Source organism: Gordonia jinhuaensis, assembly GCF_014639795.1.
GTDB lineage: Bacteria > Actinomycetota > Actinomycetes > Mycobacteriales > Mycobacteriaceae > Gordonia_B > Gordonia_B jinhuaensis.
Genome location: NZ_BMGC01000001.1, coordinates 109386 through 132592 on the forward strand (window position 1 = coordinate 109386; position 23207 = coordinate 132592).

Consider the following 23207-nt stretch of genomic DNA (forward strand, 5'->3'; position numbering starts at 1 on the left):
ACGGCCGCCGTCGTCGTGGCGCCCGGGACCGCCGCGCAGTGATCGGCACCTGGTCGCGAGAGCCGTGGTCACCGGAACAGGATCACCGACAGACAGGGTCACCGACAGTCAGGCAGGTCGTGATCGACACCGGTGGCGAGGTCGCCGCACTCCACCGCGATGGTGTGGGGGTCTGCGGCCAGATACGGCCCGGCACCACGATCACCGGACACCGCGGCGAGCACCGACGGCACATGGTCGACTCCGATGTACACCGGGTGGCCCGGTACGCGCGAGTACACCGCGCGCACCAGCGCCGAACGCCGCGCATCCGCCACGTCGAGGATCCGCCTGCACACCTGCGCACCCACGTCGGGGGTGTCGACGACGTGCAGGAGGACAGCGGCGACATCGGGATATCGGACGGCGGCGGTCACTCCCGCGCGCACCGACGCCGACAACCCCTGCGCCCAGTCCGGCACCACGACGGTGACCACCGAGTCGGGCAGGGTCGGTTGCGCCGCCCCCACGGTCACCACCACCCGATCACAGCCGCCGACGTACAGCGCCTCGACGGCCCCGGCGAGCCAGCGGCCTTGGTGGGCAAGGATCTTGGGCATGCCGTAGCGACGTCCACCACCGGCGGCGAGCAGCACGCCGACCACGTCTCGGCCGTCGGCCGCACCGGCACGATCGGCGTCCGCGTGCTCACTCATCACCCCATCATCGCCTCTTCGCGGTGCGGTAACGTGAGCAGCCCGCACGCACACCGAGAGGGAGACGCCGATCGTGGCCGACATCGACCAATCCGATCCGACCGACAGCGTCGGTCTCGAGTGGTTCAACGGGCTCTCGTCGCAGCAGGTGTTGTCGGTGCTGCACGAGGTGTGCTCGGCTGCGGCATGGGCTGAGGCGATCGATGACGGCCGTCCGTTCGCCGACACCGAAGCCGTGCTCGACGCCTCCGACGACGCACTCGCCAGTCTCACCGAGGCCGACGTCGACACAGCGCTCGCCGGTCATCCCCGCATCGGAGAGCGCGCCCACAATGCGTCGTCGCAGGCCGAACAGTCCGGGGTCACCGGCGCGGGCCGCGATGTTCTCGACGAACTCGCGCGCGCCAACGCCGACTACGAGGACCGCTTCGGACATGTGTACCTCGTGTTCGCCAACGGACGGCCCGCCGACGAGTTACTCCAGATCCTGCGTTCGCGCCTGTCCAACGACCCGGCCACCGAACGGGCGGTGATCCGTACCGAACTCGCGAAGATCAACCGTCGCCGACTGGTCGGGCTGCTGGGCACCGGCCCCGCACCGTCCCCGTCGCCCTCAGAGGAGTCCCAGGCATGAGCTTGAGCACCCACGTTCTCGACGCCGTCGCGGGCCTGCCCGCGACGGGCATGACGGTCACCCTGCACGACGACTCGGGAACCGTCCTGGCGACCGGTGTGACCGACGACGACGGACGCATCCCGGGCTTCATGGCCGAATTGCCCACGGGCACATACACCATCCGATTCGACACCGGCGCATGGTTCGATGCGCATGGCATCGATGGCTTCTACCCGCGCATCGACATCTGCTTCGAGGTCACCGATGCGGCCCGTCACCATCACGTCCCGGTGCTGCTGAGCCCGTTCGCCTACTCGACGTATCGCGGTTCCTGATCGGCCTTCTCACACCGCAGACCGCACCGACGCCGGCCAGACATGGTGTGCACCCGGTGAGCCGGGGTCAGCGGATGAGTCAGGCGCGTTCCGACACGCACACCCCTCGTACGTACACGCCGGCGATGGCTTCCGGGCGTAGCCCGAGCAGCAGCGCGAAGAGTGTCTGGGCGGTCGCCATCTGTTCGTCGTCGGCGCGCACGGCCCACTCCAGGGACCGGCCCAGCGATTCCAGGCGCGCCGGTTCGACCACGAGGAGGTCGGCGTGTCGGCCCACCTCGAGGTTGCCGAAGGTGTCGGCCCGATCGAGTGCACGCGCCCCGGCCAGTGTCGCGCTGAGCAGCAGTTCGGCCGGATCCAGCGCGATCGCGTCCGCACCGGGCTCACTCATGTGCACCTTGTAGGAATCGGAGGCCACACGCGCGATCGACCATTCGTCCCCGGCGCCCACATCACTGCCGAGTGCGATCGTCACGCCGTGCGCCACGGTGCGCCGCCACGGCATCGTTCCCGACCCGAGAAACAGCTGTGACGTCGGGCAATGCGCGATGGATGTTCCCGTCTCGGCCATCCGGGCGAGTTCACGGTCGGTGCAGTGCACCGCATGGGCCAGGATGGAGCGCGGTCCGAGCAGCGAGTGCCCGCCCTTGTCCGACCCCGGCAGAAACCGGCCGTCATAGGTGTCGAGATAGTCGGCCACCTCATAGGCCGCGCGGACCGCGGCCACCTCGCCGGTGACCGGGCGGTCGTTCTCCGACAGATGGGAGTGGAAGTAGACGCCCTGTCCGCGCACCGATTCGTACAGTTCGCCGAGCGCGGTTAGGGTCCGTCGCGTCACCGACAGGGAGAACCGTGGCACCAATGCCACGTCGGTGAGATCGCCGCCGTGCCAGCGCAACACCTCGTCGGCGGCGAGTTCGATCGCGGTGTCCTCATCGGTGATCAGCGCATCGGCGGAGGAAGGTCCGACCGTCTGGATGCCGCGACCGGAGACGATCCGCAGTCCGTGGCGCACCGACGCCTCGAACAGTGCGTCCTGTGCCACCGGGAATGCCGAGCCGAAGACCATCGCCGCGGTGGTACCCACCGCGATTCTGTTGCGGCAGAACGTTTCCGCGGCGACAGCTGCATACTCGGGATCCGAGTAGCGCGACTCCCCCGGGAAGATACAGCGCTCGAGCCATTCGAGCAGCTGCCCACCGCCGTAGGCATTGCACAGAAAGGTCTGCGGATAGTGCATATGCGCGTCGACGAATCCCGGCAGGATGAACCCACCCCGGTGGTCGAGCACCCGATATTCCGAATACTCTTGTGGCAGTTGATCATACGGGCCCGAGTAGACGATGACACCGGCGGCGTCGACCGCCACCGCCCCGTCGGGCACCGAGATCAGGTGCTGTGCGGCACGCCCGGCCACGGCGTCGCCGGACAGGTGGAACAGATGTGCCCGGCTCACCGTACGTGCGAGGTCGGTACCTGACTGCATCGCCGCGATCGGCGTCGTCGCCGTCACCGGCTCGTCGGTGCTGGACGGACTCGTCTGGGCTGGCATGCCGACATTCTGGCACCCGCGGACCACCGATCTGCCGATCACCACGACACCGGGAGCCGGCCGAGCCCATCCCCACCCGCGTGCGTCACCCTGACAGACCCCCGCGAAACCTTCCCGTAACCGGATCGTCGTACGGTAACCACGTGTCCGACTCCACCTTCATCATCGACAATGCCGCGGTGATCACGATGGACCAGGGCAGGCGCGAGCTGACCAGCGCATCCGTGGTCGTCACGGGTTCGCGCATCGCCGCGGTGAGCACCGATCCGATCGATGCGGCCCTGCGCGACAACGCCCAGATCATCGACGGTTCGGGCTGTGTGCTGACGCCTGGGCTGGTCAACACCCATCACCACCTCTACCAGTGGATCACCCGGGGCCTGGCCGCCGATCACACCCTCTTCCAGTGGCTCACCACGCTGTACCCGATCTGGGCCGGGATCGACGAGGATGCCGTGCGGGTGGCCGCCACCGGCGGGCTCACCTGGCTGGCACTGTCGGGATGCACCACCACCACCGACCACCACTACGTCTTCCCGGCCGGTGCCGGCGACCTGCTCGGCGCCGAGATCGACGCCGCGACGACGGTCGGATTGCGGTTCCACCCCACGCGCGGGTCGATGGACCTCTCGGAAAAGGACGGCGGACTGCCGCCGGACTCGGTGGTGCAGACCATCGACGAGATCATAACCGCCTCCGCGGCGGCCATCGACCGCTGGCACGACCGGTCCCCCGACGCGATGGTGCAGATCGCACTGGCACCCTGCTCACCGTTCTCGGTGACCACCGATCTGCTGCGTGCCTCGGCCGAACTCGCCCGCGAACGCGGCGTGCGGCTGCACACCCACCTCGCCGAGACCTCCGACGAATCCGCTTTCTGCGCAGAACGTTTCGGCACCACCCCACTGGCCTATATGGAGCAGGTCGACTGGGTGGGTCCCGACGTCTGGTTCGCCCACGGCGTGCACTTCGACGACTCCGCCATCGCCCGGCTCGCCGAGACCGGCAGCGGTGTCGCCCACTGCCCGACCTCCAACGCACGTCTGGGCGCCGGCATCGCCCGCACCCGCGATCTGCTCGACGCGGGTGTCGCGGTGGGCCTCGGTGTCGACGGCGCGGCGTCCAACGAATCATGCCGACTCCTCGAGGAGGCACATCAGGCCGTGCTGATGGCACGTGCTGTCGGCGGCCCGACCGCCCTGACCACGCGCACCGCGCTGGAGCTGGCCACACTCGGCGGAGCCAGGCTGCTCGGACGCGATGGCGATCTGGGGTCCATCGAGGTCGGCAAGCTCGCCGACCTGGTGTTGTGGCGTCTCGACGGTCTCGGCCACAGCGGCATCGACGATCCGGTCGCCGCGCTGGTGCTGGGCGAGATCCCTCCGATCGAAGGCCTGTGGGTCGGCGGACACCGCGTCGTCGAGGCCGGAGTACCGCTCACCGTGGACGTCGACACCACCGCCGCCGACGTCGAGCGGGCCCACCGGACGCTTCTCGACCGGGCGCGCTGATGGATCTGCACACCATCGACGAGACGCTCTACCCCACCAGCCGTGACGATCTGGCCGCGCTGCGCGACGGCGACGGGCTGATGAGCGGTGGTACGTGGCTGATGAGCGAGCCCCAGCTGCACCTGCGCCGGGTGGTCGATCTGCGGGCGATGGGCTGGCCCGACCTCACGATCGACGACGCCGGCCTCACGATTGCCTCCACCTGCACGTTCCGCACGCTGATCGACGGCGTGTATCCCTCGGCCTGGTTGGCCACCCCGATCTTCGGACGCACCGCACGCGCCTTCCTGGCGTCGTGGAAGATCTGGCAGAACGCCACCGTCGGCGGCAATCTGTGCCTCGGATTCCCCGCCGGCGCGATGATCGGGATGTCCACCGTGATGGATGCACGCATCCTGGTCTGGCATCGCGACGGCACCGACTCGCTGCTGATACCCACCGATTTCGTGACGGGCAATGCGACGACCGTGCTCGCCACCGGCGACGTGGTGCGTTCGATCCTCATCCCCGATGCCGCGCTGCGCCAACCGACCGCGATCGCCAAGATCGCGCTCTCACCGCTCGGGCGGTCGGGTGCGGTGGTGCACGGGCGCCGCACCGACGCGAGCACGGTGGTGGCCGTGACCGCGGCCACCGACCGCCCGTACCGCATCGAGGTCGACTCCACACTGTCTCCGGAAGCTGCTGCGCGAGAGGTGGTCTCACAGATCCCCATGACGGCCTTCTACACCGACGCGCACGGCGCCGCGGACTGGCGACGACAGGTGACGGGGGTACTGACCCGTCAGGTGATAGGTGAACTGAACTCATGATCGTCAACGGAAAGCACGTCGCGACCACCCCGCGTCCGGGGCAGTGTCTGCGAACGTATCTGCGCGAGAACTCCCACACCGAGGTCAAGAAGGGGTGTGACGCCGGCGATTGTGGTGCGTGCACGGTCATCATCGACGGCCGCCCGCATCACTCGTGCATCATCCCGGCCGCGCGGGTCACCGACGCAGAGGTGACCACCGTCGCCGGACTCGGCACCCCCGACAACCTGCACCCGGTACAACAGCGGTTCGTCGACGCGGCCGGGTTCCAGTGCGGCTTCTGCACCGCAGGCATGGTGACCACCACCTCCTGCCTGTCCGACGAACAACGCGGTGACCTGCCGAACGCGCTGAAGGGAAATCTCTGCCGCTGCACCGGATATCGCTCGATCCGCGATGCGGTGGCCGGCGATGTGGGCACCGAGAAGGTCTCACCGGGCAGTGATGAGAACTCCTACGGCCGGTCGGTTCCGGCCCTGGCCGCGCGCCGTGTAGTGACCGGCACCGAGCCGTACACGATGGACGTCATGCCCACAGACGTCGGTCACATCGCCGTCGTGGGCAGTCCGCATCCGCATGCGCGCATCGTCGACATCGACACCACCGCCGCGGCGGCGGTGGACGGTGTGCGCGCGGTGCTGACCCACCGAGATGATCCGGGTGTGTTGTTCTCCACGGCGCGGCACCACGAACGCGACGACGATCCCGACGACACCCGGATCTTCGACACCGTGGTGCGTTTCGTCGGCCAGCGGGTCGCGGCGGTGGTCGCCGACTCCCCCACCATCGCCCGACGCGCCGCCGAGCTGATCTCGGTCACGTATCAGCCTCTTGACGCCGTCTTCGATCCGGCCGCCGCGCGCGAACCCGGTGCGCCGCGTCTGCACGCCGACAAGCCGGCGAGTTCACGGATCGCGGACGCCTCGCGCAACATCGTCGCCACGATCGACGACGGCGTCGGTGACATCACCGCGGGTATTGCGGCGGCTCGCGCGGCCGGCGGCACTGTTGTCAGCGGCACCTGGCAGACCCAGCGCGTGCAGCACACCCACCTCGAGACGCACGGTGCGACGGCGTGGCGAGAGGACAACGGGCGCATCGTCATCCGGTCCAGCACGCAGGTTCCGTTCCTGGTCCGCGACGAACTCTGCTACATCTTCGGCCTCGACCGCGAGAGCGTCCGCGTGTACGCACCGCGGGTGGGTGGCGGTTTCGGCGGCAAGCAGGAGCTGCTGACCGAGGATCTGGTGATGCTGGCACTGCTGGTCACCGGCCGCCCGGTGACCTACGAGTTCACCCGCACCGACCAGTTCACCATCGCCCCCTGCCGTCACCCGATGACCGTGCAGGTCACTGCGGCGGCGGGCGCCGACGGAGTGCTCACCGCGCTGTCGATGACCGTGCTCTCGGATGCCGGTGCCTACGGCAATCACAGCGTCGGCGTGCTGTTCCACTCGGTGGGAGAGTCGATGGCGCTCTACCGCTGCCCCAACAAACACGTTGCGGCACAAGCGGTGTACACCAACAATCTGCCGTCTGGCGCGTTCCGCGGATATGGACTGGGACAGACCATCTTCGGAATCGAGTGTGCACTCGACGAACTCGCCGACGCCCTGGGTATCGATCCGTTGGAGTTCCGCCGCCGCAACGTGGTGGTTCCCGGAGACCCGTTCGTCAGCTGGGAGGTCGACGACGGCGACCTCGAATACGGCTCCTACGGACTCGACCAGTGCCTCGACCTCGCCGAGAAGGCACTCCTGCGAGGCCGCGTCGACGAGACGAAAAACGGTGCGGCCCTTGCCCAGACCGGTGTGTGGCAGATCGGCGAGGGTTATGCCGCTGCGATGATCGCCACCATCCCGCCGCGCGGTCACGTCGCCGACGCATCGGCGACCCTCGAGATCGACGGCAGCTATTCGGCCGCAGTCGGTACCGCCGAATTCGGCAACGGCACCACCACCGTGCAGGCTCAGATCGCCGCCTCGGTGCTGCGGTGCACACCCGAGGAGATCACGCTGCGCTTCGCCGACACCGACGGTGTCACCCACGACACCGGTGCCTTCGGCTCGGCGGGAACCGTGGTGGCGGGCAAGACGTTGCAGTCAGCGGCACAGTCATTGCGCACCATCATCATCGAGCACGCCGCCCGCGCACTCGAGGTGGCACCCGAGCAGTGCTCCCTCGGTCCGCAGGGGGTCAGTTGCGGCGAGCAGTTCATCGACCTCCCCTCCGTGGCGGCCATCGCCGGCGGTGCCATCCGCGCCACTGCGCACAGCGACGGCTCGCCGCGCTCCGTCGCGTTCAACGTCTCGGCCTTCCGCGTCGTCGTCAACACAGAAACCGGCGAGGTGCAGATACTGCAGTCCGTCCAGTCCGCCGACGCAGGTGTGGTGATGAACCCCCAGCAGTGCCGCGGGCAGATCGAAGGCGGTGTGGCACAGGCGATCGGCTCGTCGCTGTACGAGGAGATGATCCTCGACCACGGTGTGGTGACCACGGCAGTGTTGCGCAACTATCACATTCCGCAGATCGCCGACGTGCCGATCACCGAGGTCTACTTCGCCGACACCTATGACATGCTCGGACCCTTCGGCGCGAAGTCGATGAGTGAGGCGCCCTACAACCCGGTGGCCCCAGCGCTGTCCAACGCCATCGCCGATGCGACGGGCGCTCGCGTACGCGAACTGCCGATGAACCCCGTGCGGGTGTGGCGCGCGGTCAGCGACGCCGGCGTCCGGCCACCCCGATCATCTGCGGCAGATCGGTGAACTTCACCCGCGGGCGCCCCTGGACCTGACCGCGACGGCGTTCGGCGAGGTCGATCCGCCGCATACCCCGATAGCCGATCACGTGGCGCGACCGCGAACGCAACAGCACGGGGAAGTCGTCGGGTCCGCATTCGGTGCGAGATAACCTGCCCGTCGCGGCGTCGTCGATGAACTCCTCGACGGCCTCCTGGGCGTACTTCTTGTTCGCGCCGATGCCGCCGGTGGGCCCTCGCCCGGCCCAGCCTAGAACGTAACTGCCGGCGATGATCTCGCCGCTCTCGTCGACCATCCGGCCCGCGATGTTCGGGAACATCCTCCGCATCTCGTCGAATGGCAGTCCCTCGATGGGCGTCGAGCGGTAGCCGATCGATCGCACCACGAGGTCGGCGTCAGCCCGGTGGTCGCGATCACCTGTGCGCACGACGATCCCGTCGACCTGCCCGTCACCGGTGATGGCCTGCGGAGTGGAGTGGAACAGGAACATGATGCGCCGCCGGGTCGGATCGGCCGTGCCGGTGAGGTCGGGCAGTCCTCCCTCGGGATCGTCGTGGACCACCACGTCCACGCCGGGAATGCCTGACAGCGCACGGAATTCGGCGGATGTGTAGGCCGCGTGCGCCTGATCGCGCCGACCGAGCAACACCACTTCGTGCACATTCTGCTCGGCCAGGATCGACAGCGCACGATCGGCGATGTCGGTGGTGGCCAACGACTCCGGTGGGGACACCAGGATGCGCGCCACGTCGAGGGCGACGTTTCCCGTGCCCACGATCACCGCCCGACCGGTCGCCGGATCGTCAGGGGTGCCGCGCCGGATCGGTGGGGCGGCATCGGCGCCGGGAACCGCGTTGTACCAGGCGACGAGTTCGGTGGCCGAGGTCGATCCGGCGAGGTCCTCGCCGGGAATGTCCAGTCGCCGTGACTCGCTCGCGCCGACCGCATAGAACACCGCGTCGAAATGCTCGGCGAGTTCGGCAGGCGTGACGTGGGCGGCGCCGTGCGACCGCGCGACGGCCGGCGATCCGACCTCGACATTGGTCGCCATCGTGACGCGGGGGTCGCGGTAGAGGAGATCGAATCCGCGCAGCACACCCTTGGTGCCAGGGTGATCCGGTGCGACACCCGCGCGGACGAGACCGCCGGGGGTGGGCAGTCTGTCGATCACCGTGACGCTCGCCTGCGTGCGGTCGAGTAGCGTGCGCAGCGCGTAGCCACCGGACGGTCCGGTGCCCACGAGCGCGACCCGCAGCCCGTCGGGCAGCGTACGGATGTCGGGATAGCCCACGATGCCGGCATCGCCAGATGACGTCGACGTCGGCTCGATCTGCGGCCAGCCCGATGTCACATCCGGATTGGTGCGGTAGTAGTCGGCATTGATCTCGATGAACACCGTGTCGCGGGTACCGAGCTTGTCGGCCGGGAAGATCGCGTCGACCGGGCAGGCGTCCGCGCACGCACCGCAATCGATACATGCCTGCGGGTCGATGTGGAGGATGTCGGAGCTCCCGAAGCCCCGCTCCTCGGGCGTGGGATGGATACAGTTGACCGGACACACGGACACGCATGCCGCATCGCTGCAGCACGACTGGGTGATCACATACATCAGAGCATGTGCACTTTCCGGTAGTAGTGCATGGCCGGGCGGGTGAGCAGACCCACCTCGTCGAGGAATTCCATGAGATGTGCACAGCTGCTGCGGATCATCGACTGGAAGTGTGTGTTCCCACGCGCCTCGCGCACCGCCCGGTCGACGTCGAGACCGGCGTCGGAATAGGCCTGCGGGCGTACGAGGCTGCTGACGATGAAGAAGGCACCCATCGAGATGTAGAGCGCGCTGAACTGCCGGCGCAGTCCGCCCACACCCTGCATCGACTCGCGCACCTCCTCGCGCGCGAACTTCATGTGCCGGGACTCTTCGAGGACGTGGATCTCGTTGACGGTTCGGATGAACGGCAGCACCCGCTCGTCACGCATACAGCCGCGCTGGAAGACGTCGAGCACCTCCTCGGCGACCAGGATGCCTGCGTAGGCGATCTCGTTCTTGGCGGTCATCTTGAAGAACTTGCCCAGACGTCCCACCTTCGTGCTCGGCTTGTAGGACGTGCCGACCATCTTCTCCGATGCCTTGGCGAACATGATCGAGTGACGACATTCGTCGGCGATCTCGGTGAGCGCGAACTGGAACTCGGGGCTGTGGTATCCGCCGAGGTACTGATCGCGGATGACCATCTCCTGCAGGATCATCTCGAACCAGATGCCGATGTTCATGATCGAGGCGAACTCGTGTCGGGTCACCGAGATCCGCTGTTCCTCACTCAGTTCGTCCCAGTAGGCCGTCCCGTACAGCGTCGACCATTCCGGACTGCCGCCGTATTTGGTGGGATCCATCGGCAGCGACCAGTCGATCTCGGTCATCGCGTTCCGTGAGAGACGCGCCGAGGACTCGAGAAGTCGCCGCGACACCTCGTCGGTGCCCTGATCGCGCATGCTCACGGTGTTCTCGCGGAGCATGCTGTTGTGGTCGAAACCGGTGGAACCGGACAGGGTCTCTGCGGTCATCGCCGCCACCTCCGCATACGTGTGACAACGTCCGTTCTCGTCGATGTCCGTTCTCATCAATGCCTGTTGTCATCAACGTACGTTGTCATATCGATGACTTCACGGTAGCACCGGAATGTGACCCAGTAAACAATCTTGTCGGACACCGCGGTCAGCCGAGGCGCGCATCGTCGGGGGACCCGGTCATCGACGAGCCTCCTACCAGCGGCGATGACGCCCGCGGCGGTATGTCGGTCCTCTGGGCCATGATGGAGGGATGTCAGCAGGAACCTCGGCTCTCGATCGCTTCGGCGAGGCGACGCGTCGGTGGTTCTCCGGTGCGTTCAGCGCGCCCACCGACGCCCAGGAGGGCGCCTGGGAATCGATCTCCGCAGGCCTCAACACCCTGGTCGTCGCACCCACCGGTTCGGGCAAGACGCTCTCGGCGTTCCTGTGGGCGCTCGACCGGCTGGCACGCGAGCCCCGCACACCGGGTACCAAGGTGCTCTACGTGTCACCGTTGAAGGCACTCGGCGTGGACGTCGAGCGCAACCTGCGCGCACCCCTGACCGGCATCGCCCGCGCCGCCGAGGAACTCGGTGTGGACATCCCGGAGATCACCGTCGGGGTGCGTTCGGGAGACACTCCCACCAAGGAACGCCGCTCGTTGCTGCGCACGCCGCCCGACATCCTCATCACCACCCCTGAATCCCTGTTCCTCATGCTCACTTCGTCGGCTCGGGAGACGTTGGCCGCCGTCCACACGGTGATCGTCGACGAGGTACATGCGGTCGCCGGCACCAAACGCGGCACCCACCTGGCCCTGTCCCTCGAGCGCCTCGACGAACAACTCGAGACGCCCGCCCAGCGCATCGGCCTGTCGGCGACGGTCCGCCCACCCGAACGTGTGGCCGAGTTTCTGTGCGGCGCACACGACTACCGGATCGTGCGTCCACCAACGGTGAAGACCTTCGATCTGCGGGTCGATGTGCCCGTACCCGACATGGCCAACATCGCCCCCTACCCCGAACCGGTGGGTTCGGCCGACTTCGACGACGAGCTGACCCCCGCGGCCGGCTCGCTGTGGCCCTATGTCGAGAATGCGATCGTCGACCTCATCGAGAAGAACCGCTCCACGATCGTCTTCGCCAATTCCCGCCGCCTCTCCGAACGACTGACCGCCCGGCTCAACGAGATCGCCGCGCAGCGCGCCGGCACCCCTGCCGACCCACCACCCAACCCGCGTGTCCCCGGTGGGGCACCCGCACAGATCCCGGCGTCGGGGACCTCACAGGGCGCACCGCCGGTTCTCGCCCGCGCCCATCACGGGTCGGTGAGCAAGGAGCAGCGCGCGCAGATCGAGGACGACCTGAAGTCGGGCATGCTGCGATGTGTGGTCGCCACCAGCTCGCTGGAACTCGGGATCGACATGGGCGCGGTCGATCTGGTGATCCAGGTGGAGACTCCGCCGTCGGTGGCGAGCGGCCTGCAGCGCATCGGCCGGGCCGGTCATCAGGTGGGCGAGATCAGCCAGGGAGTGGTGTACCCGAAACACCGCACCGACCTCATCCATGCGACGGTCGCCGTCTCGCGCATGCGCGAGGGGCTCATCGAGGAACTCACCGTCCCGGCCAATCCCCTCGACATCCTCGCCCAGCAGACCATCGCCGCCGGCGCGGTCGACGAACTCGACGTCGAGGCGTGGTACGAGCTGGTCCGCCGTGCCATGCCCTACCGACACCTGCCGCGGTCGGCCTATGAGGCCACCCTCGACCTGATCTCGGGACGCTATCCCTCCGACGAGTTCGCCGAGCTGCGTCCGCGGATGATCTGGGATCGCGACGCCGGGACACTGGTCGGCAGACCGGGAGCCCAGCGGCTCGCGGTCACCTCGGGAGGATCGATTCCCGATCGTGGTCAGTTCGGCGTGTTCATGGTCGGCGAAAAGGCCACGCGCGTGGGCGAACTCGACGAGGAGATGGTCTACGAATCACGCGTCGGCGACGTCTTCGCCCTCGGTGCGAGCAGCTGGCGCATCGAGGAGATCACCGCCGATCGCGTACTGGTCACCCCCGCGCCGGGACAGGCCGGGCGGCTACCGTTCTGGATCGGCGACGCCGTGGGCAGGCCCGCCGAGCTCGGTGCGGCGATCGGGTCATTCGTGGGAGACGCCGCCGACGCCGAGTTCCTCGATCGCCGCTCGCGCGAACTCGGGCTGTCCGACAACGCCCGTGCCAACCTCGCTGCCCTGGTCTCCGAACAAAAGGAGGCCACCGGTGCGCTGCCCACCGACCGCACCCTGGTGGTGGAACGGTTCCGCGACGAGCTCGGTGACTGGCGCGTCCTGCTGCACTCGCCCTACGGGCTCCGCGTCCACGCGCCCTGGGCGTCGGCGATCGCCGCCCGTATCCGCGACGAGCTCGGGCTCGACCAGGTGACCACAGCCTCCGACGACGGCATCATCGTGCGGTTGCCCGACACCGACGACCAGCCGCCGGGCGCCGCACTGTTCGCCGTGGATCCCGACGCCATCGAGGAGATCGTCACCACCGAACTCGGCTCGTCGGCGATGTTCGCATCCCGTTTCCGTGAATGTGCCGCTCGCGCGTTGCTTCTCCCCCGTCGTAATCCGGGCCGACGGGCCCCGCTGTGGCAGCAGCGTCAGCGCAGTGCGGCCCTGCTGTCGGTGGCCGCGAAGTATCCGCAGTTCCCGATCATCCTCGAGGCCGTGCGCGAATGCCTGCAGGATGTCTACGATCTGCCGGCACTCACCGACCTGCTCACGCGCATCCGTGGCCGCCGGGTGCGGATCGTGGAGACCGAGACCGCCACCCCGTCTCCGATGGCGGCGTCGATGATGTTCGGCTACGCCGGCGCATTCATGTACGAGGACGACGCGCCGCTGGCCGAGCGCCGGGCGGCGGCACTGTCGCTGGACTCGTCGCTGCTCGCCGCACTGCTGGGTCGCGTGGACCTGCGGGAACTACTCGACCCCGGGGTCATCGAGGAGATCGAGGCCAGGCTGCAACGCACCGCCCCCGACCGACGCGCCCGCTCGACCGAGGAGATCGCCGACATGCTGCGCTGGCTCGGCCCGTTGACGGTCGAGGAGATCGCGGCGCGCACCACCGACGACGTGACGGTGGCCGGCTCGATCGCCGATCTGCGCAGCGCCGGGCGCATCGTGGAGTTCACCCACGCCGGCCGCGCACTCATCGCACCGATCGAGGACACCGCCCGGCTCCGCGACGCACTGGGCGTGCCGCCACCGCTGGGGGTGCCCGCCGCCTTCACCGAACCGGTGCCGGACCCGGTGGGCGATCTGGTGAGCCGCTACGCCCGTACCCACGGTCCGTTCACCACCACCGAGGCCGCGCAGCATCTGGGCCTCGGGCCGGCGGTGGTGCGTGCGACGCTGACCCGACTCACCCAGGAACGACGTGTCGTGGAGGGCGACTTCCGTCCCACTCCCGCCAACACCTCGAATCAACCCGAACAGTGGTGCAACAACGACGTTCTCGGTCAGATCCGTCGGGCCTCGCTGGCCGCCTCGCGCGCCGAGGTCGCGCCGGTCCCGCCGAGCACCTATGCGCGGTTTCTGCTCGACTGGCAGCACGCCGGCACCGACACCCGGCTGACCGGCGTCGACGGGGTGGCCACCGTCATCGATCAGCTCGCCGGCATGAGCGCACCCGCCTCCGCGTGGGAGTCGCTCATCCTGCCTGCGCGCGTACGGGATTACGCCCCGGCGATGCTCGACGAGCTGATGACCTCCGGCGAGGTCATCTGGGCGGGCCACGGTCGACTATCGGCCGCCGACGGGTGGATCAGTCTGCACCCCGCCGACCTGGCCCCCGCCACACTTCCCGCACCAGCGGAGGCCGACCTCGACGACACCGCTCGTCAGATCCTGACGATCCTCGGCGACGGCGGCGCCTTCCACTTCCGGCAACTCGTCGAGTCGTTGTCGCGCAACGGTTTCGAGGTCGACGACGAGACCGTCGAACGTGCGCTGTGGGAGTTGGTGTGGACGTCGCGGATCGCCGGTGACACCTTCGCGCCCGTGCGGGCGATGGGAGCAGGACGACGCTCGTCGACGGGCAGTCGCCATCGCCCGACACATCGGTCCGGCGCCAGGGCCCCGAGGCTGCGTGCCCATCGCCTGTCCGCGCGCTACCTCGCCGAACACGCCGCCGTCTCCCGTCCCGTCCCGCCCACCGTCACCGGACGCTGGTCGCTGCTCCCGCACGTCATCGACGATCCCACCGTCGCTCTGCACGCCCACTGCGAGCAGCTCCTCGAGCGATACGGTGTGCTCACCAAGGGAGCGGTGACCAATGAGGGCATCGAGGGCGGCTTTGCCCGCGTCTACAAGGCACTGTCGGGATTCGAGGACGCCGGACGCGTCCGACGCGGCTACTACATCGACGGACTCGGAGGCGCCCAGTTCGCGACCCCGGCCACCGTCGACGATCTGCGCCACCACTCCGACACCCATTCGCGCGACGACTCCCGGTCCGCGCCCGAGGCGGTGGTACTGGCCGCCACCGACCCCGCCAACCCGTACGGGGCTGCCCTGAGCTGGCCCGAGAGCGAAGGGCACCGCCCGGGACGCAAGCCGGGAGCACTGGTGGTGATCGTCGACGGCGAGCTCGCCGCATTCGTCGAACGCGGCGGCAAGTCGGTGCTGATGTTCACCGACGACACCGGCTCACTGGCCGCCGCCGACGCCCTGGCCGGTGCGGTGCGCTCGGGAATGATCGACCAGCTGCATATCGAGCGCGTCGGTGGCGAGGCGATCCTGGGCACGCCGGCGGCCACCACATTGGTCTCGGCCGGTTTCACCGCCACCCCGCGCGGGGTTCGACTGCGAAGGCCACCGCGATGATCGTTGCTCACGCCGCCCCGACCACCCACCGCATCCTCACCTACCGCATCCTCACCCACCGCACCGTCACATCGGCGTCCTATGCCCGAAGGTGACAGCGTCTATCAGGCTGCCGCCCGCCTGCGGTCGGCCCTCGACGGACAGGTGCTGACCCGTACCGACTTTCGCGTCCCGGCGCTGGCCACCACCGATCTGAGTGGTCGGCGTGTACGCGCGGTGCGGTCGGTGGGTAAACACCTGTTCATCGACCTTGACCCGATCAACCGCGACCCGATCAACCGCGACCCGCCCACCGACCGCATCACCAGCGGGTCGCGGGCCGCCGTGAACAGCCGCGATGCGACGCCACTGAGCATTCACACCCACCTGAAGATGGAGGGCGTCTGGCAGGTCGCGCGACCCGGGGCGCGCTGGCGGCGTCCCGCGTTCACTGCCCGCCTGGTGTTGACCACGCACTCGGCGCAGGCGGTGGGATTCGACCTCGGAATCGTCGAGGTGACGGCCGACCCCGCGTCTACCGTGGCACACCTGGGTCCCGATCTTCTCGGCGGGGACTGGGATCCCGAGGTGGCTGCGGCCAATCTGACGCGCGATCCCGCCCGGCCGATCGGCGAGGCGCTGCTCGACCAACGGGTGATGGCGGGTGTGGGCAACGTGTTCCGGTGCGAGGCATGCTTTGTGCGCGGCGTGCTGCCGAGTACACCGGTCGAGCGGGTCGACGCCGATGCGATGGTCGACCTGTGTCATCGACTCTTGACGGCCAACCGTAACCGGTTGCGTACCACCACATCCTCGGATCTGCGGCGAGACAGGTTGTGGGTGTACGGCCGTGGCGGCCGACCGTGCCTACGATGCGGAACACCGATCGTGCGCGCCCTGACCGACGACGGATACGACGAGGAACGCGTGGTGTACTACTGTCCTCGCTGCCAGAGGTAACCCGTCAGGGCCGACGGTCGATGACGCGCAGCACCTCGTCCACATCACGGCGCGCCGTCGGTGCGGTCGGTCGCGCCGCACGCGCTCCGATCCGCAGCAGGATCTGCGGGTACTGATCTGCACGTCCACCGGCCTTCTCCGCCATGTCCGCCACCATCTTCCGGGACTGGGGCAGCTCGGTGACATGTGAGATGGGGCAGGTCGCCGCACCCGCCGCGGTCGCCGCCAGCAGACCCCGCGACATCGCGGCACCGGCACGCAGCCAGTCGGCGCGTTCGTCACCCAGGGTCGACAACACCATCCACGCTGCCTCGTCGGCGGCCGTACCCATCTCGAGTTCGCCGGTCGAGAAGTCGCGCGACAACGCGTGCTCGAACGGACCGAATTTCGGCAACGCACTGGGCGGGACCCCGTCACGGGGTGTGTCATGCCCTGTCCACCAGTGCAATTCGTTCTTGTACACAGCATCGTAACGGCGCGCCGACGCGGTGATGTCGGATGCCTCGAGCAGCTCGTCGCGTGCATACGACGGCAGGACAACGGCCTGCACGCCGGAAATCGACTCCACGGCCGCGGCGACGCGCCGCACGACCGAGGTCGACGGCATCGCGAAGGGGCGCCGGTCGGAATGGCGCTGCGCGATGGCGGCGGCGAGCTCGGGGTGGCGCAGTGCCGGGTCGTCGGCCTCGATGAACTCGATGGCCGCCAACACGTTCTCGTCGTCGGAGACCGGGAACTCGGTGACGCGTGCCCGAATCGCGCACTCGGACAACGCGATCACCAGGTGATCGAGTGCAGCGCCGCAGCTGAGCAGCATCTGCCTGCCGAACTCGTCGGCGTGACTCAGGTGCCGCGCCGGGTCGGCGAGCAGATACAGCGTCTGGTCATCGACCACCCAGCGCCACGGCTGTGTATTGTGCACCGACGGCGCCATGCACGCGGCACCGACGACCTTGCGGATCACGTCATTGTCGACGCGTGTGAATGTGGTCATCTCACGACCTCCCGTCCCGATTCGGACGAGTCCATTGTCGCGCCCTGATGCGCTGATCGATGCGCAGCCGGGTCACTAGGTCACCGACAGCCGGGCCCAACGTCCCGAATCGCCTACCACCTCGAATCACCCAGCATCACCGGATGATCGGGCGCCGCCCCGACACCCGCGCGCTGCCCACCGCGTCGTGCCCAGTCGAGGTCGTCGTGCCCAGTCGAGATCGCCGTGCCCAGTCGAGGTCGTCGTGCCCAGTCGAGGTCGCTGTACTCAGTCGAGATCGTCGTGGCGGACGAGCTGACGGGCGGCCTCGGTGATCGACCCCGACAGCGACGGGTACACCGAGAAGGTCGCCGCCAGATCGCTCACGGTCAGCTTGTTCTGCACGGCCACGGCGATCGGCAGGATCAGCTCCGAGGCGTTGGGTGCGACCACCACGCCACCGATGACCACACCGGTTGCCGGGCGACAGAAGATCTTCACGAATCCTCGTCGCAGGCCGCTCATCTTTGCCCGCGGATTGGTCGACAGCGGCAGCATCACCGTGCGCGCCGGGTACTCGCCGTCGTCGATGGCCTGCTGGCTCACACCGACGGTGGCGATCTCCGGGCGGGTGAAGATGGCCGAGGCCACGGTCTTGAGCTTGATCGGAGCCACACCCTCGCCGAGTGCGTGGTACATCGCGATGCGGCCCTGCATCGCCGCCACCGAGGCGAGCGGAAGAAGGCTCGTGCAGTCGCCGGCCGCATAGATTCCGGTCACCGAGGTCCGTGACACGCGGTCGACCTGGATGTGCCCACTTCTGGCGGTCTCGATTCCCACATCCTCGAGTCCGAGGTCGGCCGTGTTGGGGATCGACCCGACCGTCATGAGCACATGCGAACCCTCGACCGTCCGGCCGTCGGCGAGGTAGGCGATCACACCGTCGTCGGTACGTTCGACCTTGTCGGCTCGCGCATGTTTGATCAGCGTCACGCCGCGTTCGGCCAGCGCCTCCTCGAGGACCAGCGCCGCGTCCTCGTCCTCCCCGGGTAGCACCCGGTCGCGGCTGGAGACCAACGTCACCTGGACACCGAGTTCGGTGTACGCGTGCACGAATTCCGCACCGGTCACACCCGAGCCGATCACCACCAGATGTTCGGGCAGCTCGTCGAGGTCGTAGAGCTGACGCCATGTGAGGATCCGCTCGCCGTCGGGTTTGGCGTCGGGCAGGATCCGCGGCGATGCGCCGGTCGCGATCAGCACCACGTCGGCGTGCAGCGTGCGCTCCTCACCCCACGACAGGGTGGCCACCACCTTGTGACCGGCCGCCCCCGGCTCGTTGGGCACCAGACGCGCGCGGCCGCTGAGCAAGTGGACGTTCTCACTCTCCAACCGTGAGCGGATGTCAGCGGATTGTGCGAACGCGAGATCACGCACACGCTGATGGATCTGCGGCAGATGCACGAGCGCACCCTCGTAGGAGATGTTGACGCCCAGATCCACCGCACGCCGCACCTCCGTGCGGATGCCCGTGGACGCGATGAAGGTCTTGGACGGCACGCAGTCGAACAACACACACGCCCCGCCGATCCCATCGGAGTCGATGACCGTCACGTCGGCCCCGTAGGCAGTGGCCGCCAACGCTGCCTCATAACCTGCCGGACCTCCACCGATGATGACGATGCTGGTCATCTCACTCCTCAACGCGACTCGGAACCAGAGGTGGGCACGAGACGGTGACGGGCTGCCCGCCTCGCGTGATATCGGTTCCACCGTAATCGACACCGGCATCCCCCGGCGGTGGCACCGCTCGTCGGTGACGCGGGTCATCGGGGAGATAATGGCGACCGATCACAACCCACGACACGTTGGCGTCGCCCGTCTGCAGCTCACCGGTGTGCGCATCGTGTCATTGCACACCGCCCCGGGCGCACCCGGCCGCGGCGTCCTAATGTTCTCCGGTGGAGACGCCCTCACGTGAGGCATCATTTCTCGGGTCAGGGCATCGGGGTGGACATCCGCGCCACAGGCGGCGGGTGTCCACAGGGTCGGCGCAGAAGGAGTTCGAACACACCATGGCGACGTACGCGGCGTACGGCTCGAACATGCATCCCGCGCAGATGGGCGAACGGGCGCCGCATTCACCGACCTCGGGGGTCGGCTGGCTCCGCGGGTGGCGACTCACCTTCGGCGGCGGCGACATCGGTTGGGAGGGTGCGCTGGCCACCGTCACCGAGGATCGCGACGACCCGGATGCGCGGGTGTTCGTGGTGCTCTACGACGTGACCGACGAGGATGAACTCAACCTCGACCGGTGGGAGGGTTCAGAACTGGGCATCCACCGCAAGATCCGCGCCCGTGTGGACACCGCCGACGGACCGGTGCTGGCATGGCTGTACGTGCTCGACGCCTACGAGGGCGGCCTGCCCTCGGCCCGCTACCTGGGCGTGATGGCCGAGGCCGCCGAGATCGCCGGGGCACCCGCAGAGTATGTGCGTGATCTACGCATGCGCGATGCCCGCAATGTCGGCCCCGGCCCGGGTCCTGACGCGGTCTGACTTCGACGCGGTCTGCACTCAGACGGTCTGCGCATCCCCGGCGGCGTGGACGAGGTTGACGAACATCCGGACCCCGTACTCGAGGGCACGCTCGTCGATGTCGAAATTCGGTTGGTGCAGGTCCACCTGCGGACCGACGCCGTCCCACACTCCCAGGCGGCACATCGAGCCGGGCACCTTCTCGAGGTACCAGGAGAAATCCTCACCGCCGCCGGACTGCGGGGTGTCGGTGACCACCTCCGGTCCGATCGCGGTGACCGCGGTGTGCAGCACTTCGGTGGCGGCGGGGTCGTTGACCACCGGCGGGACGCCCCGCTGATAGTTGAGGTCATATCCCACCCCGGTCGGCGCCAGCAGCGCCGCGATCATCTCCGACACCATCGGCTCGAGCGCATCCCACACCACGTGGTCGCCGGTACGGACCGTGCCGCGCAACTGCCCTTCCTGCGGGATCGCATTGGCCGCGTTGCCCGAGTGCACCGCACCCCAGACCATCGTCGTCCCGCTGCGCGGATCCACCCGACGTGAGAGAAGACCGGGCAGACCGGTGATCACCGTGCCGAGTGCGTAGACGAGATCGGCGGTCAGATGCGGACGCGACGTGTGCCCCCCCGGCGAGTGCACACGCAGGTCGATGTGGTCGGCGGCCGACGTGATGGGGCCGGAACGAATCCCGATGTGCCCCACCTCGATCTTGGGGTCGCAGTGCAGCGCGAAGAACTGCGACACGCCTTCGGTGACACCGAAGGCGACCGCGTCGAGGGCACCGCCGGGCATGACCTCTTCGGCCGGCTGGAACACCAGGCGCACGCCGATCGGCAGAGACGGCAACGTGGCGAGGTATTTCGCGGTGAACAGCAGGATCGCGGTGTGCGCGTCATGTCCGCAGGCGTGCGAGACGCCCTCGACCTGCGAGCTGAACGGCAACCCGGTCCGCTCGGCCACCGGCAAGGCGTCCATGTCGGCGCGCAAACCGATCATCGGACCCTGCGGGCCGATCTCGCACACCACCCCGATACCCGAGGGCATCCGCTGCGGTGACAGACCGGCCAACTGCAGTTCCCGCATCACCAGCGCGGTCGTGGCGACCTCGTTGCGGGAGAGCTCTGGATGGGAGTGCAGCGTTCTGCGCATCTCGACGACGTCATCGAGATGCGCTCGGATCCACTGATCGAAATGTGCTGTGTCCATGAGGGTTACATCAGGTCCATGAGGGTTTCGTCCGGTCCAAGAGGATTACGCCAGCTCGAGACGGCGATCAGAGGAGGGTGGGCGGGGTCGGGATGGCCAGCTCGGCGAGCAGCGCCTTGCGTAGACCCCGCTTGATCGTCGACAGATTCGGTCCGGCGGTCGCCGCACGCTGACCGGCGAGCGCGGTGGCCGACGACACGAGTTCGGATTCGGCCACGGCTGCGTCCACGATGCCGACCGCCGCAGCCTCCTCGCCGCCGAACCGCTTGCCGGTCGTCATCGCCTCGGTGGCCACCGGGTCGGGCACCCGTGTGCGCACCAGCGTTGCCATACCCGCGGTGAAGGGCATACCGAGCAGGACCTCCGGCAGCGACCAGAAGCCGCGTTCGGTGCGCATCACCCGCACGTCGCCGCACAGCGCGAGCATCGCGCCGGCACCGAATGCGTGACCGTTCACCGCAGTGACGGTGGGGACAGCCAACGTCAGCACCCGCGTGTAGAGCTGGTGAACACTGTCGAGGTAGGCCGGGAGGTCGTTCGGATGCGCGGCCACATAGTCGGTGTCGAGGCCGTTGGTGAAGAACTTGCCGGTGGCGGTGATCACCAGCGCACCGGGCTTGATGCTCTCGGCCTCGGTCAGCAGTTCGCTGACCTGCTCGATCCACTCCGGCGTGAACCGGTTCTCCGGATTCGTCTCGTCGAGTTCGACCCCTTTGGTCCCGAGGTGGAGAACGGATACGGCGTCGTCGGAAATCAAGTACGGCATGAGCTGACAATATCGCGCCACCGATGTCGGTCGGTCACGAGATCGGCCAGGCGTGATGGACGCGGACGACGCCGACATCTCACCTCCCACGACTGCACGCCCGTGCACGAAGGCCCGTGTCGCCTAGGGTGATCTGCATGGCGACCGGCGATCCGTGGACAGACGACACCCTCACCCAGCAGGCACCTCTCACTCACGACGCCGGATCTGCCGTCGACGATCCCAGCGTCGATCCCGCCGCGGCAGCGGCCACCGCGGCTGCCACCATCGCAGGCGCGTCGGGCTCACCCGCCCACGACGTCGCGGTGATCCTGGGGTCGGGGTGGGCACCGGCCGCGGAGGCATTCGGTGAGCCGGCCGCGACCATCCCGATGTCGGAGATCCCCGGTTTCACCGCGCCGTCGGCGGCCGGTCACAGCGGCGAGGTGCGTTCGGTGCAGCTCGGTGACCGGCGGGTCCTGATCATGCTCGGGCGCACGCACGCCTATGAGGGACACGACCTGGCGCGGGTGGTGCACGCAGTGCGCACGGCCGCCGCGGCCGGATGTCACACCGTGGTGCTGACCAACGCCGCCGGCGGCCTGCGGTCCGACATGGCGGTCGGCCAGCCGGTCCTGATCTCTGATCACCTGAATCTGACCGCGCGCTCACCGCTGGTCGGCGCGAACTTCGTCGACCTCGTCGATGCGTACTCGCCCCGGTTGCGAGCCCTGGCGCATGAGGTGCAACCCACATTGGCCGAAGGCGTGTACGCGGGGCTGCCCGGTCCGCACTACGAGACGCCCGCCGAGATCCGGATGCTGAGCACCCTGGGCGCCGATCTGGTCGGCATGTCGACGGTGCACGAGACGATCGCCGCGCGCGCCGAGGGATTGGAAGTATTGGCGGTGTCCTTGGTGACCAATCTCGCCGCCGGGATCACCGGCGATCATCTCGACCACGCCGAAGTCCTCGCGGTGGGACGCGACTCCGCGGCACAGATGGGTGCACTTCTCGCACAGGTGATCTCGACCATGTGACCACCCGCGACCGTCTGGCCCACCCCGAACATCGACCTCCGGAGGA

The 23207-nt window shown here is 68.2% G+C and carries 17 protein-coding genes; 9 read left to right on the plus strand and 8 right to left on the minus strand.

The genetic code is table 11. The annotated features are described in order from the left end of the window. Positions 1 to 98: 98 nt before the first annotated feature. Positions 99 to 695: a nucleotidyltransferase family protein gene (locus IEW22_RS00465; RefSeq protein WP_188584612.1), complete on the minus strand. Its 597-nt coding sequence runs from the start codon at positions 693 to 695 to the stop codon at positions 99 to 101. An 82-nt stretch (positions 696 to 777) separates the two neighbouring features. On the opposite strand from IEW22_RS00465, the gene uraD reads away from it, so the two are divergent. Together uraD and uraH are read left to right on the plus strand one after the other, a co-directional pair. Next, positions 778 to 1329, plus strand: coding sequence for a 2-oxo-4-hydroxy-4-carboxy-5-ureidoimidazoline decarboxylase (gene uraD / locus IEW22_RS00470; RefSeq protein WP_188584767.1), 552 nt, complete (start codon positions 778 to 780; stop codon positions 1327 to 1329). Next, complete coding sequence (gene uraH, locus IEW22_RS00475; RefSeq protein WP_188584613.1) at positions 1326 to 1646, plus strand: hydroxyisourate hydrolase; 321 nt, start codon at positions 1326 to 1328, stop codon at positions 1644 to 1646. Before uraD ends, uraH begins: the two co-directional genes overlap by 4 nt. Before the next feature lie 79 nt (positions 1647 to 1725). Here uraH and IEW22_RS00480 read toward each other — a convergent pair whose 3' ends face one another. After that, complete coding sequence (locus IEW22_RS00480) at positions 1726 to 3102, minus strand: amidohydrolase family protein (protein ID WP_188584768.1); 1377 nt, start codon at positions 3100 to 3102, stop codon at positions 1726 to 1728. A gap of 257 nt (positions 3103 to 3359) precedes the next feature. On the opposite strand from IEW22_RS00480, the gene IEW22_RS00485 reads away from it, so the two are divergent. Genes IEW22_RS00485 through IEW22_RS00495 form a run of 3 tightly spaced genes read left to right on the plus strand, consistent with a single transcriptional unit; the run spans position 3360 to position 8289 of the window. After that, the gene (locus IEW22_RS00485; RefSeq protein WP_188584769.1) at positions 3360 to 4709 is read left to right on the plus strand and encodes an 8-oxoguanine deaminase; all 1350 of its coding nucleotides are present in this window, start codon (positions 3360 to 3362) and stop codon (positions 4707 to 4709) included. Beyond that, positions 4709 to 5521: an FAD binding domain-containing protein gene (locus IEW22_RS00490; RefSeq protein WP_188584614.1), complete on the plus strand. Its 813-nt coding sequence runs from the start codon at positions 4709 to 4711 to the stop codon at positions 5519 to 5521. The genes IEW22_RS00485 and IEW22_RS00490 overlap by 1 nt, the downstream gene beginning before the upstream one ends. Beyond that, positions 5518 to 8289, plus strand: a complete 2772-nt coding sequence (locus IEW22_RS00495; protein ID WP_188584615.1) for a molybdopterin-dependent oxidoreductase — start codon at positions 5518 to 5520, stop codon at positions 8287 to 8289. The genes IEW22_RS00490 and IEW22_RS00495 overlap by 4 nt, the downstream gene beginning before the upstream one ends. Here IEW22_RS00495 and IEW22_RS00500 read toward each other — a convergent pair. Both IEW22_RS00500 and IEW22_RS00505 read right to left on the minus strand, forming a co-directional pair. Beyond that, positions 8240 to 9892 carry an FAD-dependent oxidoreductase gene (locus IEW22_RS00500; RefSeq protein WP_188584616.1) on the minus strand — a complete coding sequence of 551 codons (1653 nt, stop codon included), beginning with the start codon at positions 9890 to 9892 and terminating at the stop codon, positions 8240 to 8242. The genes IEW22_RS00495 and IEW22_RS00500 overlap by 50 nt on opposite strands. Continuing rightward, positions 9892 to 10800: an AurF N-oxygenase family protein gene (locus tag IEW22_RS00505; protein ID WP_188584770.1), complete on the minus strand. Its 909-nt coding sequence runs from the start codon at positions 10798 to 10800 to the stop codon at positions 9892 to 9894. The genes IEW22_RS00500 and IEW22_RS00505 overlap by 1 nt, the downstream gene beginning before the upstream one ends. Before the next feature lie 304 nt (positions 10801 to 11104). Here IEW22_RS00505 and IEW22_RS00510 point away from each other — a divergent pair, with 304 nt between their 5' ends. Then, positions 11105 to 15715 carry an ATP-dependent helicase gene (locus IEW22_RS00510; protein WP_188584617.1) on the plus strand — a complete coding sequence of 1537 codons (4611 nt, stop codon included), beginning with the start codon at positions 11105 to 11107 and terminating at the stop codon, positions 15713 to 15715. 81 nt (positions 15716 to 15796) lie between these two features. Continuing rightward, complete coding sequence (locus IEW22_RS00515) at positions 15797 to 16654, plus strand: Fpg/Nei family DNA glycosylase (RefSeq protein ID WP_188584618.1); 858 nt, start codon at positions 15797 to 15799, stop codon at positions 16652 to 16654. Between the two features lie 4 nt (positions 16655 to 16658). Here IEW22_RS00515 and IEW22_RS00520 read toward each other — a convergent pair whose 3' ends face one another. Both IEW22_RS00520 and IEW22_RS00525 read right to left on the minus strand, forming a co-directional pair. After that, on the minus strand, positions 16659 to 17648 hold the full coding sequence (locus tag IEW22_RS00520; RefSeq protein ID WP_188584619.1) for an Acg family FMN-binding oxidoreductase: 990 nt from the start codon (positions 17646 to 17648) through the stop codon (positions 16659 to 16661). A 267-nt stretch (positions 17649 to 17915) separates the two neighbouring features. Beyond that, entirely contained in the window at positions 17916 to 19319 is a 1404-nt protein-coding gene (locus IEW22_RS00525; RefSeq protein WP_188584620.1) for an NAD(P)H-quinone dehydrogenase, read from the minus strand. 383 nt (positions 19320 to 19702) lie between these two features. Here IEW22_RS00525 and IEW22_RS00530 point away from each other — a divergent pair, with 383 nt between their 5' ends. Next, positions 19703 to 20185, plus strand: coding sequence for a gamma-glutamylcyclotransferase (locus IEW22_RS00530; protein ID WP_188584621.1), 483 nt, complete (start codon positions 19703 to 19705; stop codon positions 20183 to 20185). Positions 20186 to 20203: 18 nt separating this feature from the next. On the opposite strand, the gene IEW22_RS00535 is transcribed toward IEW22_RS00530, so the two are convergent. After that, a complete protein-coding gene (locus tag IEW22_RS00535; protein ID WP_188584622.1) occupies positions 20204 to 21376 on the minus strand; it encodes an amidohydrolase in 1173 nt (390 codons plus the stop codon). Positions 21377 to 21443: 67 nt separating this feature from the next. Then, complete coding sequence (locus IEW22_RS00540; protein WP_188584623.1) at positions 21444 to 22142, minus strand: enoyl-CoA hydratase/isomerase family protein; 699 nt, start codon at positions 22140 to 22142, stop codon at positions 21444 to 21446. Between the two features lie 137 nt (positions 22143 to 22279). On the opposite strand from IEW22_RS00540, the gene IEW22_RS00545 reads away from it, so the two are divergent. Then, complete coding sequence (locus tag IEW22_RS00545; protein ID WP_188584624.1) at positions 22280 to 23161, plus strand: purine-nucleoside phosphorylase; 882 nt, start codon at positions 22280 to 22282, stop codon at positions 23159 to 23161. The last annotated feature ends 46 nt before the right edge of the window (positions 23162 to 23207 follow it).

Coding starts and splice junctions, on each gene's coding strand:
- IEW22_RS00465 (WP_188584612.1), bottom strand. CDS start 695: ATGAGTGAGCACGCGGACGCCGATCGTGCCGGTGCGGCCGACGGCCGA.
- uraH (WP_188584613.1), top strand. CDS start 1,326: ATGAGCTTGAGCACCCACGTTCTCGACGCCGTCGCGGGCCTGCCCGCG.
- IEW22_RS00490 (WP_188584614.1), top strand. CDS start 4,709: ATGGATCTGCACACCATCGACGAGACGCTCTACCCCACCAGCCGTGAC.
- IEW22_RS00495 (WP_188584615.1), top strand. CDS start 5,518: ATGATCGTCAACGGAAAGCACGTCGCGACCACCCCGCGTCCGGGGCAG.
- IEW22_RS00500 (WP_188584616.1), bottom strand. CDS start 9,892: ATGTATGTGATCACCCAGTCGTGCTGCAGCGATGCGGCATGCGTGTCC.
- IEW22_RS00505 (WP_188584770.1), bottom strand. CDS start 10,800: ATGCTCCGCGAGAACACCGTGAGCATGCGCGATCAGGGCACCGACGAG.
- IEW22_RS00510 (WP_188584617.1), top strand. CDS start 11,105: ATGTCAGCAGGAACCTCGGCTCTCGATCGCTTCGGCGAGGCGACGCGT.
- IEW22_RS00515 (WP_188584618.1), top strand. CDS start 15,797: ATGCCCGAAGGTGACAGCGTCTATCAGGCTGCCGCCCGCCTGCGGTCG.
- IEW22_RS00520 (WP_188584619.1), bottom strand. CDS start 17,648: ATGACCACATTCACACGCGTCGACAATGACGTGATCCGCAAGGTCGTC.
- IEW22_RS00525 (WP_188584620.1), bottom strand. CDS start 19,319: ATGACCAGCATCGTCATCATCGGTGGAGGTCCGGCAGGTTATGAGGCA.
- IEW22_RS00530 (WP_188584621.1), top strand. CDS start 19,703: ATGGCGACGTACGCGGCGTACGGCTCGAACATGCATCCCGCGCAGATG.
- IEW22_RS00535 (WP_188584622.1), bottom strand. CDS start 21,376: ATGGACACAGCACATTTCGATCAGTGGATCCGAGCGCATCTCGATGAC.
- IEW22_RS00540 (WP_188584623.1), bottom strand. CDS start 22,142: ATGCCGTACTTGATTTCCGACGACGCCGTATCCGTTCTCCACCTCGGG.
- IEW22_RS00545 (WP_188584624.1), top strand. CDS start 22,280: ATGGCGACCGGCGATCCGTGGACAGACGACACCCTCACCCAGCAGGCA.